General features: G+C 65.5%; 10 protein-coding genes and 1 rRNA gene. 6 read left to right on the forward strand and 5 right to left on the reverse strand.

Annotated features, from left to right (window positions below):
- From rrf to DNK59_RS30945, 6 genes are all read left to right on the forward strand, one after another.
- Positions 1–108 (forward strand): 5S ribosomal RNA (gene rrf / locus DNK59_RS30920); the annotation flags it as partial.
- Between the two features lie 314 nt (positions 109–422).
- Entirely contained in the window at positions 423–2,315 is a 1,893-nt protein-coding gene (gene mrdA, locus DNK59_RS30925; RefSeq protein ID WP_110725773.1) for a penicillin-binding protein 2, read from the forward strand.
- A 370-nt stretch (positions 2,316–2,685) separates the two neighbouring features.
- Positions 2,686–4,590: a sigma-54-dependent Fis family transcriptional regulator gene (locus DNK59_RS30930; protein ID WP_110725774.1), complete on the forward strand. Its 1,905-nt coding sequence runs from the start codon at positions 2,686–2,688 to the stop codon at positions 4,588–4,590.
- Positions 4,590–6,308: an ABC transporter ATP-binding protein gene (locus DNK59_RS30935; protein ID WP_110725775.1), complete on the forward strand. Its 1,719-nt coding sequence runs from the start codon at positions 4,590–4,592 to the stop codon at positions 6,306–6,308. The genes DNK59_RS30930 and DNK59_RS30935 overlap by 1 nt, the downstream gene beginning before the upstream one ends.
- A complete protein-coding gene (locus DNK59_RS30940; protein WP_110725776.1) occupies positions 6,298–6,969 on the forward strand; it encodes a S8 family serine peptidase in 672 nt (223 codons plus the stop codon). Before DNK59_RS30935 ends, DNK59_RS30940 begins: the two co-directional genes overlap by 11 nt.
- Positions 6,966–8,285, forward strand: coding sequence for an NAD(P)/FAD-dependent oxidoreductase (locus DNK59_RS30945; RefSeq protein WP_110725777.1), 1,320 nt, complete (start codon positions 6,966–6,968; stop codon positions 8,283–8,285). The genes DNK59_RS30940 and DNK59_RS30945 overlap by 4 nt, the downstream gene beginning before the upstream one ends.
- Positions 8,286–8,428: 143 nt before the next feature.
- On the opposite strand, the gene DNK59_RS30950 is transcribed toward DNK59_RS30945, so the two are convergent.
- The 5 genes from DNK59_RS30950 to DNK59_RS30970 all read right to left on the reverse strand — a co-directional run bounded on the left by DNK59_RS30950 (position 8,429) and on the right by DNK59_RS30970 (position 15,732).
- On the reverse strand, positions 8,429–10,321 hold the full coding sequence (locus DNK59_RS30950; RefSeq protein ID WP_110725778.1) for an amidohydrolase: 1,893 nt from the start codon (positions 10,319–10,321) through the stop codon (positions 8,429–8,431).
- Between the two features lie 189 nt (positions 10,322–10,510).
- A complete protein-coding gene (locus DNK59_RS30955; RefSeq protein WP_092312445.1) occupies positions 10,511–12,001 on the reverse strand; it encodes an aldehyde dehydrogenase in 1,491 nt (496 codons plus the stop codon).
- Positions 12,002–12,201: 200 nt separating this feature from the next.
- Positions 12,202–12,780, reverse strand: coding sequence for a DUF4337 domain-containing protein (locus DNK59_RS30960; RefSeq protein ID WP_092312448.1), 579 nt, complete (start codon positions 12,778–12,780; stop codon positions 12,202–12,204).
- 528 nt (positions 12,781–13,308) lie between these two features.
- Positions 13,309–13,974, reverse strand: coding sequence for an HAD family phosphatase (locus DNK59_RS30965; RefSeq protein WP_110725779.1), 666 nt, complete (start codon positions 13,972–13,974; stop codon positions 13,309–13,311).
- A 102-nt stretch (positions 13,975–14,076) separates the two neighbouring features.
- Entirely contained in the window at positions 14,077–15,732 is a 1,656-nt protein-coding gene (locus tag DNK59_RS30970; protein ID WP_110725780.1) for a WG repeat-containing protein, read from the reverse strand.
- Positions 15,733–15,860 lie beyond the last annotated feature (128 nt).

Below are 15,860 nucleotides of genomic sequence, written 5' to 3' on the forward strand. Positions count from 1 at the left end.
CCATAGAGCGTTGGAACCACCTGATCCCATCCCGAACTCAGAAGTGAAACGATGCATCGCCGATGGTAGTGTGGGGTTTCCCCATGTGAGAGTAGGTCATCGTCAAGATTAAATTCCGAAACCCCAATTGCGAAAGCAGTTGGGGTTTTGTTTTTGCGCGGCGGAAAAGTTGCGTTGCTGGGGCTGGCCACGCTCGTGTGCTTACGGCTGCCAGCGTCCCGCGACAGTGTCAGGGGGCGGCCCATTCCCGCTTTGGCGGGTCCTGCTTCCACTGACACAGAGGACCGACACCACTGATCAGTGACGACAGAAATCCCCTCAAAATCGATGAGCAGTTTTTGGTATGGTGCAGCTCTTTTTTAGGGACTTGAGTTCATCCGCACGGATCAGCGTCGACCTCTATTCAACGAGAAGCTGTAGCAATGCCCGAAGCGATTCCGATCAAGGACCACGAAAAAGAAAACCGCCTGGTCAACAAGCGCCTGCTGGCCTGTGCTGTGCTGGTGGTGGCCATCACCTGTGCCCTGGTAGGGCGCATGTATTTCCTCCAGGTGGTGGAGTTCGACTATCACGCCACCATCTCGGAAAACAACCGCGTCCATGTGCTGCCGATCACCCCGACCCGAGGACTGATCTATGACCGCAATGGCGTGCTCCTGGCCGACAACCGCCCCAGCTTCAACCTGACCATCACCCGCGAACGCACCACCGACCTCAAGGGCGAGCTGGATACCGTGGTCGACCTGCTGCACCTGCCGCCAGAAGACCGCACCCTGTTCGACAAGGAAATGAAGCAGGCCCGTCACCCCTTCGTACCCGTGACCCTGTTCTACGAACTCACCGAGGAGCAGATCGCCGTACTGGCGGTCAACGAATACCGCCTGCCGGGCCTGGATGTCGAAGCCCAGTTCGTTCGCCACTACCCCATGGGCGCGCACTTTGCCCACTCCATTGGCTACGTCGGGCGGATCAACGAAAAGGAAGCCAAGACCCTGGATTCGGTGGAGTACCGTGGTACTCAATCCATCGGCAAGACCGGGATCGAGAAGTTCTACGAGTCCGAACTGCACGGCCACGTGGGCTACGAAGAAGTCGAAACCAACGCCCAGGGCCGGGTGATGCGGGTGCTCAAGCACACCGATCCGATCCCCGGCAAGAACATCGTCCTGAGCCTGGACATCAAGCTCCAGGAAGCCGCCGAAGAAGCCCTGGGGGATCGCCGCGGCTCCGTGGTCGCCCTGGACCCGGCCACCGGTGAAGTGCTGGCCATGGTCAGCAAGCCCAGCTTCGACCCCAACCTGTTCGTCACCGGCATCAGCTTCAAGGAATACGCGGCGCTGCACGACTCCATCGACCGCCCATTGTTCAACCGGGTGCTACGCGGCCTCTATGCCCCAGGCTCCACCATCAAGCCGGAAGTGGCGATTGCCGGCCTCGATACCGGCGTAGTCACCGCGTCGACCCGCGTCTTCGACCCGGGCTACTACCAACTGCCGGACTTCGACCACAAATACCGCAACTGGAACCACAGCGGTGATGGCTGGGTGGACATGGACGCCGCGATCATGCGCTCCAACGACACCTACTTCTACGACCTGGCGCACAAGCTCGGCATTGACCGCCTGCACGACTACATGGCGATGTTCGGCCTCGGCGAAAAAGTCTCCCTGGACATGTTCGAAGAATCCCCCGGCCTGATGCCGTCCCAGGCCTGGAAGCGCGCCACTCGCCGCCAGCCCTGGTTCCCGGGGGAAACAGTGATCCTCGGCATCGGTCAGGGCTACATGCAGGTCACCCCGCTGCAACTGGCCCAGGCCACCGCGCTGATTGCCAACAAGGGCGTGTGGAACCGCCCGCACCTGGCCAAGACCATCGACGGCGTGGCCCCGGTGGATGAGCATCCGATGCCCAACATCCTGCTGAAGAATCCCCATGACTGGGATCAGGTCAACCACGGCATGCAAATGGTCATGCACGACCCGCGAGGCATTGCCCGCGCCGCGGCCGCCGGAGCGCAATACCGCATTGCCGGCAAGAGTGGCACCGCCCAGGTAGTGGCGATCAAGCAGGGCGAACGCTACGACCGCCTCAAGACCCGCGAGCGCAACCGCGACAACGCCCTGTTCGTCGGCTTCGCCCCGGCCGAGCACCCGCAGATCGTGATCTCGGTGATGATCGAGAACGGCGAAGCCGGCGGTCGGGTCGCCGGCCCCGTGGTGCGACAGATCATGGATGCCTGGCTGCTGGACCAGAACGGCCACCTCAAGCCGCAATACGCCGCTCCGGCCAAGGCCCCCGGCGATCCCCACGTCTGAGTCATTTCACCATCGGGCTGTCGATATCCCGATGCAGGAGCCGGCTTGCCGACGAAGAGCCCCCAGGTCTTGCACCCACAAAAGGCCCTGTTCGTTGGCAAGCCAGCTTCCCATTGGCGGCGTACCGGCCTCATGTGGCACTTGCCATTTGCTTGACGTAAACGTCAAGATGCCCGAGCGTCAGCGCCGGCTGGCGCAGGTCTTGCTTGATCTTCAAGGAAAGGCAAAGCAATGCAGGGCGACCCGCTGTCCGGGTCAGAGCCCTTTACTGCCCCCTGGACCCGGTGTAGACATTGACCACGGCTTGCGTGCCTCGCGCAATCCAAGGGAGTGGAGCGGGTACCGCGGGCGGACCGATTCGGAGCGCTTGATGACTCTTATAAAAACAATAAAGGGTGAGCAGCAACACGAAGCCCGGCTGGCCCGGGAGCGGCTGCACCTGGAAGGCGAGATCCCCGACGGGGTCCTGCGTGCGGAAATCGATGCGTCATGGCGGCGCAGCCTGAGCCATGGCGTGCACTTTGGCAGCCAGCATCAACTGACCCTGGAATCCGGCGCCAGCCTCGACGTGCTGCTGGCCAGCAATCGTCTGTTGCTGGATGCTGCGACCCCGGCCATCGATTACCTGAACCAGCATCAAGGCCAAGACGGCCTGATCATCCTGGCCAATGCCGACGCCACCATCCTGGCCATCGAGGGCCGCGCCGACCGGCTCAAGGACAGCGGCGTGCAGGACATCACCCTCGGCGCATGCTGGAGCGAAGCCACCCGTGGCACCAACGCCCTGGGTACGGCCCTGGTGGAAGCCCGGCCAACCCTGATCGATTGCGGCGAGCATTACCTGGACCGCCTCAGCCATTTCTCCTGCACCTCGGTGCCGATCCAGTGCCCCCAGGGCGAAATGATCGGGGTGCTCGACCTGACCCGCGAAGGCCCCCTCGGCCGGGCCCAGGACAGCACCGCGCTGTTGTCCATGGCGGTCAGCCAGATCGAGGCACGGGTGTTCCACGCCTCCTACCCGGAGCAGATCGTCCTGGCCTTCCACAGCCGCCGGCAGTACCTCGAATCGCCGTGGCAGGGGCTGCTGGCCCTGAGCCTGGGCGGGCAGATTCTCGCGGTCAGCGGCCAGGCTTGCCAGTTGCTCAGCACCCCGCGCGCGGCTCTGGTGGGGCGGCGTTGCGAAGAGTTCCTCGGACTCGATGGCTTGCAGTTGCTGGCACGCCTGCAACAAGGGGCGGTGGGTAGCTTGCAGACCGCCAAGGGCGAGCTGTTCTACAAGGCCCTGCGGGCGCCGCAGCCGTCGCTGAACCTGCACCGCGCGCCACGCAGCGCCGCCAAGGCCGCGCCGCTGCCCCAGGACCTGGAGGCCCTGGCCGGCGGCAACAGCCGCTACGCCCGCACCTTGCGCATGGCCCGCCAGGGCCTGGCCAATGGCTTGCCGGTGTTGCTGCTGGGCGAGACCGGCACCGGCAAGGAAGTCCTGGCCCGGGCCCTGCACCGTGCCGGCAGCCGTGCCGAGAAACCCTTTGTCGCGGTCAACTGCGCGGCCATTCCCGAAGGCCTGATCGAGTCGGAACTGTTCGGCTACCGCGAGGGCGCCTTCACCGGCTCACGTCGCGGCGGCATGATCGGGCGCCTGCAACAGGCCCATGGCGGCACCCTGTTCCTCGACGAGATCGGCGACATGCCCCTGGCCCTGCAAGCCCGGCTGCTACGGGTCTTGCAAGACCGCAAGGTGGCGCCTCTGGGGGCCGGCGAAGAACAGGACATCGACATCGCGCTGATCTGTGCCACCCACCGCGACCTCAAGCAGCAAGTGCAGGACAAGGCCTTTCGCGAAGACCTGTTCTACCGGGTCAACGGCATCAGCGTACGGCTGCCGGCCCTGCGCGAACGTGAAGACCTGCAATCCCTGGTGGACAGCCTGCTGGCCAGGCTCGGCGGCGCCGACGTGAGCCTTAGCGGCGAGCTGCGCCGGTTGCTGGCGGACTACCACTGGCCGGGCAATATCCGCCAGCTGGAGATGGTCCTGCGCACCGCCCTGGCCCTGCGCGAAGAGGGCGAACAGCAGGTCGGCCTGGAACACCTGCCCGACAGCATGCTCGACGACCTCAACGCCCATGCCCGGCCGTCGACCGGGAGCATCCGCGAGAACGAACTGGAGTTGATCCGCAGTGCCCTGGACAACCACCGGGGCAATGTCTCGGCGGCGGCGGAGGCCCTGGGCATCAGCCGCGCGACCCTGTACCGCAAGCTCAAGCAGTTGCGCGCCTGATGCGGCGCCTGATCACCCGGCTGGTGGACAGCCGCGATCCCCAGGCGCTGAGCGCGGCCCTGGGCTGGCTCTACGGTTTTGTCCGGCCGCAGCGGCTGGCCATCGGCGGGCTGCTGGGGCTGTCGGTGTGCGCATCCTTGCTGGTGCTGGTGCAACCCTGGCTGACCAAGCTGCTGATCGACGACGGCCTGCTGGCCCGGGACTTTCCGCGGCTGGTGCTGATCGCCGTCCTGATGATCGGCGCCGGGCTGCTGGGCACCGTGCTCTCCGGGGTCAACCGTTACCTGCACACGCGCTTGTCCGGGCGCATCCTGTTCGCCCTGCGCGACGACCTCTATCGGCACTTGCAGCGCCTGTCGCCGGGCTTTTACGGGCAAAGGCGGATCGGCGACCTGATGTCGCGCCTGGATGGCGATGTCGCGGAGATCCAGCGCTTTGCCGTCGACTCATTGTTCTCCGCGGTGTCCAGCGTCATTGGCCTGGTGGTGGCCCTGGCCATGCTGCTGACCCTGTCCTGGCAACTCTCGCTTTTGGCCCTGCTGCTGATTCCCCTGGACGTGCTCTGGCTGCGCTGGATGCGGCGCAAGGTCGAGCGCGATGTGCGCCAGTTGCGCGAGCGTTCGGCGGACATGTCCGCGTTCCTGGTGGAAACCCTGCCGGTGATGAAATTCATCCAGAGCGCCGGCCAGCAGCAACGCGAAGCGCAGCGCCTGAACGGCCTCGGTCAGGGCTACATGAACCAGTTGCTCAAGCTGCAAGTCACCGAGTTCTTCACCCAGGCAGTGCCCGGCACCCTGACCTCATTGTCCCGGGCCTGCGCTTTCTTGATCGGCGGTTATTGGGTGGTGCAGGGCACCTGGCAACTGGGGGCGCTGATCGCCTTTTCCACTTACCTGGGCATGGCGGTGGGCCCGGTGCAGAGCCTGCTCGGGCTGTACGTGGCGATCCAGCGCATGACCGTGAGCCTGGGCCGGGTCATGGAGTTGCGCGGCGAGGAGCCGGCGATCACCCACCCCGAGGCACCGCTGCCGGTGCCGGAGCAGGGCGAGCTGCATTTCCATGCCGTGCACTTTTGCCACCCGGGGCGCGGGATGACCTTGCAGGGCGTCGAAGCGCGGATTCCCTACGGCCGCAAAGTGGCGCTCAGCGGCAGTTCGGGAGCGGGCAAGAGCACCCTGATCGACCTGTTGCAGCGCCACCACGACCCGCAATCCGGGCAGGTGCTGCTGGGTGGCGTCGACCTGCGCCAGCTGGACCTGATGCAGCTGCGGCGGCGGGTGGCGGTGGTCAGCCAGGACATCGTGCTGTTTCGCGGCAGCCTGGCGGACAACCTGGCCTACAGCGTGCCCGACGCCAGCCGCGAAGCGGTGGCCGAAGTGGCGCGGCTGGCGCAGTTGCAGAGCCTGATCGAGTCCCTGCCCGAAGGCCTGGACAGCCCCCTGGGCGAGCGCGGCCAGCAATTGTCCGGCGGGCAGAAACAACGCATCGCCATCGCCCGGGCCCTGCTTCAGGACCCGATGATCCTGGTGCTGGACGAAGCCACCTCGGCGGTGGACGAAGCCACCGAGCGCGAGGTGATCGAGGCCATCGACCGACTGTTCGCCGGGCGCACGCGCATCCTCATCAGCCACCGGCCTTCGACCCTGGCCAATGCCGAGTTGCGTTTCGAATTGCGCGAGGGTGTGCTGCACGTGCTGGAGGCAACCCATGAAGCCTGAACTGCGCATTGGCGTGATCGACAGCGGCCATGCCGCCCATCAGCGGATCGCCGGCGGGCGACGATTCTTCCTGCACCCCGAAGGCATCGGCGAAGGTCCGTTGCAGGAGGATGCGCTTGGCCATGGCAGCGCGATCATCGAGGCCATCGGCCAGCGCACGCCGAGCGCCCGGCTTTACCTGGCCCAGGTGTTCGACCAGCGCGGGGTCACCAGCGCCGCGCAAGTCAGTGCGGCCCTGTACTGGTTGCTGGAGCAGAAGGTGCGGCTGATCAACCTCAGCCTCGGCCTGCGTCAGGACCGGCCCGCCCTGCGCGCCGCCTGCGCCGAAGCCGTGGCGGCCGGGGTCATGCTCTGCGCGTCCAGCCCGGCCCAGGGCGAGCCGGTGTTTCCCGCCAGTTACCCCGGTGTGCTGCGGGTGACCGGCGATGCGCGTTGCAGTGCTGAACACTGGTCCTGGTTGAACACCGCCCAAGCGGACTTCGGCGCCTGCGTGCGCGACGGCCCTTCGGGGCCATCCGGCGCCAGCCTGGGGTGCGCGGCCTTGAGCGGGCACATCGGCGCTTACCTGCGTGCCCAGCCCCAGGCCAGCGATCTGCAGGTACGCCAGTGGCTGCAAGCGCACGCCGCTTACCATGGCCCCGAACGGCGACACACAGCATGAAGCCCATCGTCATTCTGGGGGCCGGCCCGGCCGGCGCGGCCGTGGCCCTGGGGCTGCGACGCCTCGGCTACCCGGTGACCCTGGTCAGCGACTGGCGGCGCTTTGCGGCCCTGGAAGGTGTCTCGCAGCGGGTGCTGGAGGCCTTGCGCGGCGCCGGCCTGGAGTCGGCACTGGCGCAGGCACTGCACCCCTCGCAGCGGCAAGTGGCGTGGAACGGTGAGGAGCACGCGCAGAACGTCGAGTACCTGCTGGACCGCCCGGCGTTCGACCGTGGCCTGCGCGATGCCTTGCACGAGGCGGGGGTAACGCTGATCGAGGGTCGGGTCCGGGCTGTGCAGTCCACGGTGCTCGGGCACCGGGTTCAGGTCGAGGGCGCCGAGGCGTTGGCCGCCTCATTTCTGGTCGAGGCCCGTGGGCGTCAGGCGCCGGCGCTGGACAAGGCGTTGCGCCGGGGGCTGGCTGCAGGCCTGCGCGGTCCGGAAACCGTCAGCCTGCTCAACCGCTGGCAGGGCTCCGGCGGCACAGCCGCCAGCGCGGTGTACAGCCTGGAGGACGGCTGGGCCTGGATGGCCCGGCGTGCCGACGGCCAGTGCTACTGGCAACTGACCCTGGATGTGGCCAGCGCCCGTCTACCGAACAAGTCGCGGTTGCTGGCCTATTGTCGCCAGCGTCGCCAGGCGTCGGCCCTGGCCCGGGAGTTCTTTGCCGGTGGCGAGGAACAGCAACTGCAGCTGCATGCCCGCAGCAGCACGGCGATTCTCAGCCCCCAGGTGTGTGGCGCCAACTGGCTGCGGGTCGGCGATGCGGCGATGGCGGTGGACCCCTTGTCCGGCAACGGCATTTTCCAGTCCCTGTCCTCGGCCCTGCAGGCCCCGGCGGTGATCAACACCCTGTTGCAGCGGCCCCAGCGTGCAGCGCTGGCGCAGCGCTTCCATGGGCAGCGGGTGGAGCAGCTGTTCCTGCGTTTTGCGCGCATTGGCCGGGACTTCTACGCCGCTGAGCAGCGTTGGCCCGAGCAGGCGTTCTGGCATGCCCGTCGAGGCTGGCCGGACCCGCAGCCAGCCCACGCGGCTGTGGACTTTGCCGCCTTGCGCATCGAGCGTGCCCCGGTGTTGCGCGATGGCCTGGTGGATGAAGCCGACGTCGTGATCACCCCGGACCAGCCCCTGGGCATCTGGCATGTGCAGGGCGTGGAACTGGCGCCGCTGCTGCGGCGTTTGCGCAGCCAGGGCGCGGCCCAGGCGCTGGCGCCGCTCGGCCCGGAGCAGGATCGGCAGATCCGCAGCTGGTTGCTGGCCCAGGGATACCGACCCTAACTGCCCCCACGGGAACAGTAGGAGCGAGCTTGCTCGCGAACCGCGCAGCGGCCATCCACGACATCCGGCCCTTTTCGCCGGCAAGCCGGCTCCTACAACGTGCACCGGGGGCTTGAGCAACCCCCGGCTTGCATTGGCCGCAGTCAGTCTCCCGCGTTGAGGTATACCCGTTGGCCGCCTTTCCAGGTTTCGCGGATCTTGATGTCGCGAATCTGGGTGGCCGGGACCTTCTCGTCCAACGGGTTCTGATCGAGGATCACCAAGTCGGCGAAATTCCCGTCCTGCAAGGACCCGGTCCAGGCCTCGGCATGACACTGCCAGGCGGCGTCGTAGGTGATGGCTTTCAGTGCCTCTTGGCGGGTCAGGCATTGGCCAGCGTTGAGCACCGGGTAGTCATCAGGGTTCTGCAGGACCGGATACGGTGCTTGTGTGCTGCGGATACCCTCCATCTTGCGGGTCACCGCCTGCTCCATGGAGCGCAGCGGGCCCAGTGGGGTGACCGTGCAGTCGCTGTGCAGGGAAATGCGCAGGTTGTGCTTGAGGGCCGATTTGCACAGGTCGAGCATGGTCTCGGCCCGCTGCTCGAAAATTGCCTGTTGGAAGGAGTAGCCCCAGTAACCGACATGCCCGATCAGAAAACTCGGTGACAGCCCCAGCTGGCTCATGCGCTCAAGACTGTCGGCGTTCAGCAGCGAGCAGTGTTCGATACGATGGCGTTTTTCCAGGCCGTTGCCGCTCTTGAAGGCCCCTGCGTAGGCTTGCAGGGTGAAGTCGATGGCTCGGTCGCCGTTGGCATGAATCATCAAGGGCCAGCCGGTCTCAACGGCGCTGCTGACCAGGGTCTGGTAGGCCACGGGGAGGGTTTGCGGCTCCGGCTGCTGTTCGTCGCAGACATTGAAATTGCCCCGGCGGGGGGTGGTTTCACAGCAATAGTCCACGCTCTGGTAGCCGGTCAGGCCCTGGTTGGAACCATCCGATACCAGCTTCACCGAGCCCTGGTAGATGCGCTTGGCTTCTTCGCGGGTGGCGGCTCGATAGGGGGGCAGGCTTTGCAGGCTTTTGGCGGAGCCGTCGCAGGCGGCGGCGTAACCGATCCGCAGGTTCCTGGGGTGAGTCAGGAAATAGGCGTCCAGCACCAGTTTTGAGATGGGGTCCATCATGGCGTCGTACAGCAGGGTAATTCCGCGTTGCGTGGCGGTGTTGAAGTAGTCTTCGAGGTGTTTGAAGATCTTCAGCATCTGCAACTGCTGCTGGGGCGGAATGGAGCGGATGGCGTGCAGGATTTCACGCTCCTGCAACAGGCCTTTGTTGGCTTTGACGCCGGTCTTGCGATAGACCGCTTCGCTGGCCGCACTGTTCATGTAGGCGGTGTGCATCGACGCGCTGATCAGCAGGATCGGGCGCTCGGAGTCGATGCTGTCCAGGTTGCCGACCTCTTCATCGAAGCCACTGCCCAGGGTTATGAGCTGGTTCAGGCCACCTTTCACCTTCTTGAATGGCATCAAGGCCGGATCGACCATGCGCCCGAGAATCCATGACGAAGGGTCTTTGACCGGGGCATTGCGCAGGGTCTCGACCAGCCAGTTCCAATCGTAGGTTTCCCGCAGGCGTTGTCGCTCTTGATCGAACGCGCCCACCGGTGTCCAGTCTTCCATGGCGCAGCTCTGCACGATGTGTACGTGGGGCTCGACCAGGCCCGGGAGCAGGGTCCTGCCCTCCAGCGACTGGATCCTGTAGGCGATGCCCAGGGCTCGCAGGCGGGTTTCGACGTCGGCCAGGGTGCCTGAGGCGACCACATCGCCGGCGTGGATGCCGAGCGCCTCGACCCGTTCGCTCATGTTGCCGTCGCGCAGTGGATAGATGTGGCCCTGGGTGAAAACGATGGATTCGCCGCCCGTCTCAAGGCCCGGGCCATGGGCGTTGGCCGGCTGGCCGGTCAGGTGGCTGGCGGGGTCCAGGCTGTGCTTCAAGGCTTCCCAGATCGGGTTGTGGCATCCACATTGGATGTGGTCGTGATCATTTCCATTCGATCCCATGATGCGTTCCTCGGCGATGCGGTGGTATGAGGGGTGCAGGAAGATGAGCCGGGCTCCTGTGGTTGCTATCGAGCAGGCCCGCGCTGAGCGTAGCAGCACTTCAAGCAGAGGCCGGGGGGCGCCGAAAAAACCTGGCGCCCCTGGCGAGGACGGCGATCGTCCGGAGGGAAGAGGCTGTTCTGGCGCGTTTCAGAGCTTGATCAGCACCGATTTCAGCTCGGTGTAGTGCTCGATGGCGGCATGGCCCATCTCCCGGCCGACCCCGGACATCTTGTAGCCGCCGAACGGCAGCGCCGGGTCCAGGGCGCTGTGGCAGTTGACCCACACCGAGCCGGACTTGATGCGCGGAATCATTCGGTGCACCGCCGCCAGGTCGTTGGACCAGATGCTCGCGCCAAGGCCATAGGGGCTGTCGTTGGCCAGGCGCAGGGCGTCGGCTTCATCGTCGAAGGGAATCGCCACCAGCACCGGGCCGAAGATCTCTTCCTGAACCAGGGCATGCCGCTGGTCGACATCGGCGATCACCGTCGGCTGGACGAAATACCCCGGGCCGAACTGCTCGCCGCCGCAGGCGATGGTGGCGCCGCTGTCGCGGCCCATCTCGATGTAGCGATAGACCCGCTCCTGCTGGCGCGCGGAAATCAGCGGGCCCATGTCGACGCTGCTGTCCAGGCCGTTGCCCAGCTTCATGGCGTTGGCGATGCCGGCAATGTCGGCCACCACATTGTCAAAATGCTTGCGCTGCACATACAGCCGCGAGCCGGCGCAGCACACCTGGCCCTGGTTGAAGAAGATCGCGCTGGCGGCCCCGGCGGCGGCGCTGGCCAGGTCGGCGTCGGCCATGACGATGGTCGGCGACTTGCCCCCCAGTTCCAGGGTCACCCGGGTCATGGAGTCCATGGCGATCTTGCCGATTTCCTTGCCCACGGCGGTGGAGCCGGTGAAGGTCAGCTTGTCCACCAGGGGGTTGCGGGTCAGGGCGCTGCCGGCGGTGATGCCGGTGCCGGTGACCACGTTGAACACACCGTCGGGGTAGCCGGCTTCCTGCACCAGCTCCGCGAGCTTCAGGGCGCTGAGCGGGGTTTCGTCGGCCGGCTTGAGCACCAGGGTGCAGCCGCTGGCCAGGGCCGGGCCGAGCTTCCAGCAGGCCAGCAGCAGGGGGAAGTTCCAGGCGACGATGGCGCCGACCACACCCACCGCCTCGCGGCGGATGAAACTGTGGAACTGATCGTTGGGCATCAGCGGCAGCGACACCTCGACGCTGGCGCCTTCGATCTTGGTCGCCCAGCCGGCCATGTAGCGCAGGTAGTCGATGGACAACTGCACGTCCATGGCCTGGGCCACAGCGGCGCTCTTGCCGTTGTTCAGGCATTCCAGCTGGGCCAGCAGCGCGGCGTCGCGCTGCATCAGGTCGGCGAGCTTCCACAGCAGGTTCTGCCGCTCCCGGGGACGGGTGCGGGTCCAGGGCGAGTCATCGAACGCCTGGCGCGCCGCCAGCACCGCGCGGTCGACGTCATCCACCGTGGCCCGGGGCACCAGGCACAGCGGTTCGCCGGTGGCGGGGTTGTGCAGGGGCATGGTCTGGCCGTCGGCGGCCTCGACCCAGTGGGCGCCGATCAGCATGCGCGGGGCGCGCTGGATAAACGCCGTGGTAGCGGCGAGCAGGGGGGCAATAGCCATGGCGAAGCCTCTTGTTGTCGATGAGGCAGGGGCTTTCGCAATGGCTGTGCCAGATCTGCAGAAGTCGCGCAGCCCCGGGAACCGGGGCTCCGGGCGCTGCTTGCGGCATCAACCGGGCCGCGCAGTTTCGCAAACTGCGACAGCCGGTGAGAATCCGCGGACGCTGCGACGCACGGCGCTGCGGGTTGCTGCGCAGGGGCCTAGATATGCAGCCAGGCCAGGGTGCCCAGCAGCACGCTGCCGCCGGCAGCGCCGTAGGCGAGTTTCTTCAGCCATTCCTTGCGGGTCAGCAGGGTGATGGCGGCCATCGAGATGGCAATCTGGATCGCCATCATCGCCTGGGCCCAGCGATGGTGCTGGTGCAGCTCGACTTCGGACTGTTCGTCCCAGTCCCGGGCCTCGGCCTCCAGGGCTTCGGCTTTCAGGCGCACGGCTTCCTTCTCTTTCTGGTAGCGCTGGGCTTCGATGCTGTAGTGCCCGGCATCGACCCCGGGAATATGGGTCGCCAGCTCCGCCAGGTTCTGTCGGCTGGACTTGGCCTGGTAGTAGCTCCACTGGTTGGCGGCTTCGGTCTTCTTCATCGCCGCGTTGTTCTTGTCCATCGCCGCCTGGCTCTCGGTGGAGCCGGCCTGATAGCTCAGGAGCGCCCCCAGGGTGGCCATGATCGCGGTCATCACCGCGATCTTGCTGGCGAAGTTGTCATTGCGGCTGTGGGCGTGTTCGGTCACGTGTTCCAGGTGCTTTTCGTGGGGGCTGGGCACTTCGAAGTCTTCAGTCATGGTGTCGATCTGGAGAAGGGGTAAAGGTTTCAAATTGTATCTGTGGCCATGGGCGGCGGCAGGGCTGGCGCGACTTCGTTCAGCTGGCCGACAGCCTGGGGCTCGTGCCCCTGCGAGGGGCTTGCTCTGGCAAAAAAAAGCCCGCAACAAGGCGGGCCAAATGGGATTCGTTCAGGAGTGACTCTCAATCTAAGGGGCGCGAGGTGAAAGAGCTGTGAAAAAAAGGTGGTCCTGAGGAAAAAGCGCAAAGGTATTTGTCCTAATCGCACTGGCTTTTAGGATCTGTCCGATAGGACCGCCCTCGGCAGCCACGTATATTTCCTCCTGCTCGCCCAGCCAAAGGGGGTACTTCGGCTTAGGTGCCACTGCCGAAGTGATGGGCGAGCACTTTTTCCCTTCTGCTGTTTTCTCCCGGTGAGGTTCCCACCCACCGTCCCGCTGCAATCGCCAGCGACATTCCTTTCAACTCAGGCTGCATCGATGCTCAGTGCTCAGTGCACCGGCGGATTCGCGGCCGTCTGCCAGTCTTCAGGCTCTTCCGAGCCGGCGCTGGATCTCGGCCCACAGTTGCGGGTCGTCGAAGTCGCGGATCACCCGGTGGGCGCCGGCATCGAGCAGGGTCTGTGGTTGCTGGCTGGTGGCCAGGCCGAAGGTGCGGATGTCGGCCTTGACCGCGGCGGTCAGCCCGGGCACTGAATCCTCGAAGGCCAGGGCCTGTTCGGGCGTGGCTTGCAGGCATTCCAGGCCACTGAGGTAGGGCAGGGGATCGGGCTTGGCCCGGGGCAACTCCTCGGCCACCAACACCGCTTGGAAGCGCTCCTGCAAGCCCAGCACCTTGAGCATGTGCTCGGCGTTGGCCCGTGGCGCGTTGGTCACCACGCACACGCCGATGCCGTGCTCGGCGGCAAAATCCAACAGGCGCGGCAGGCCGGGCAGGGGCTTGAGTTGCGGGGAGAGTTGGCGAAAACGCTGTTCCTTGCGTTCGGCAAAGGCGACATGTTCGGCCACGCTGCGTTCCGGAAACAGGTAGCGGCACATGTTGGCGTTGGCCTGGCCACTGACGTGGGCGGCGAACTCGGCCTCGGTGAAGGTTCGGCGGTCTTCTTCCCACAACAGTTGTTGCAGGGCCAGAAGGTGCAGGGCATCGGTGTCGGTCAGGGTGCCGTCAAGGTCGAAAAGCAGAGCGTTGAGCATGGGACAGTTCCTGTCGGGCCCCATCCGGGCCGGTTGGCTGAATCGATCAAGCCCGCATCCTAGCAGGCTTGATCCCAACCGTGAGCGGTTCGCCCCAGGGCCTTAGCCCTGTGCGTTGTCGCCTTCGCCCTGGTCTTCTTCTTCGTCCGGTTGTGGGCAGTGGTCCTGCGGGTTGGCCGGCCACAGCACCTTGTCCTGGCCGTCACGCACCTGCTCGGCGCCACATTCCACCTGGCTGACCTGGAAGCTCGGGGTGCCGTCCAGGCGGTACACCGCCTTGAGGCTGCGGGACTGATCGTCGCCGACGCCTTCCACGGCGTAGCCGAAGATCGCGCCACGGGTTGGGTCCACCACCAGTTCCTGCCACTTGCTGGCAATCAGGCGCTTGCCCTTGAGGTCATACAGCGCCGAGGTGGCCAGGGGCGAAGTGTCGTCAGTGGCCAGCAGGTAGTGGCCGCTGGCATCCAGGCGAATGTCGACGTACTGGCCCGGCTCCAGCAGCACCTTGCCGCTGGCGTCCATCAGGCCCACGGTGTGCATCTGCGTGGCCTGGCCGAACAGGGTGGCCTGCTTGGTCGGGCTGTTGGCGGTGCTGAACACGAACAGGTCGGCGTTGAGCGCGCCGATCTGCGCGTAGGTCGGCTTGAACAGCTCGACGCCCTTGTCCACATCGAAGATGCCGAAGGTGGCGCTGAACACGTTTTGCAGCACCGCGACCTGGTTCAGCCCCGATACCTGCTTGAACATCCCCAGGGGGCTGAAGCCTGCCGGGTCCGCCGAGTCATAGGTCGGTTGCACCTTCCACTGGCCCTGGCGGTCAATGAACCCGGCCTTGCCGGAGCTGCCGTCGGCATTCTTGGCGGTAACCATCGCGCCCTGCTTGCCGAACACCTGGCAGGCGCCGAACTGGGCCTGGATCACCGTCTTGCCCTGGAAGTCCATGTAGCCGCAGGGGCTGTCATATTTTTCGCGGAAGGCCACCAGACCGTCTCCCGGCTCGCCCATCCAGTTGTAGGTGGCGGCGCTGATCAACTGCGCATTGGCATCGGCCAGGGCCTTGCCCTGTTCGGTGTTGACCACCAGATGCTGGTTGGCGAAGTAATCGATGCTGTCGAACTCGACCTTCTTCTGTTCGCCGGTCTTGAGGTTGAGCGCCCACTTCTGATCGCCGCGCTCGGCGCCCATCCAGCCGCCGCGCTTGGCGAAGTCGTCGCGCACCACGCTGCTGTCATACACCGCTTCGGTGATCACTTCGCCCTTGGCGCTGAGAATGCCGCGCTTGCCGCCGATCTCGTAGACGATGAAGTCATCATTGCCGCCGACATACAGGTCGTCGAAGCGCGGGGGCTGAATCTGCTTGCCGCTCTGGTCGATGATGCCCAGCTTGCCGTCCTGGCCGAAGCCGAAATAGCCCGGGGTCAAGAGGCGCAGGTCGTCGGTGAAGGCGGCCTTGAGGATCTGCTTGCCGTCGGCGCTGGCGAGGTTCCAGGTGCCGTCCTTGGCGAACAGGAAGGTCTTGTCCAGGGGCAGCGCGACCACGGCGTCGTAGTCGTTGTCGGCGCTGACCAGCACCTTGCCGTCCTGGTCCAGCACGGCGCATTCGCCGTTGGCGCAGATCGGCATGATCATGGCCGCAGGCGCCGGGGCCGGTGCGATGGCGGCCGTCTTGGGGCTGGTTTCTTCCTTGCAACCGACCAGGGTCAGGGCAGACAACGAGAGGATCAGCGAGCCGAGACGGGCACAGGCGCTTCTATCCATGAACTTCAGGTTCCTTGTAAAGAGGGGGGAGTGCAGAGCGCCCCGCACAGCGGGGCGGGCAAAGCGCGGGTGATTTTGCGGCGGCGCCGGATAAATGCAAGGTCCAATTGCAAAGAAAACCACCGGTA

This window comes from Pseudomonas sp. TKO26, from assembly GCF_003225665.1.
In the GTDB taxonomy this organism is placed as follows: Bacteria; Pseudomonadota; Gammaproteobacteria; order Pseudomonadales; family Pseudomonadaceae; genus Aquipseudomonas; species Aquipseudomonas saponiphila.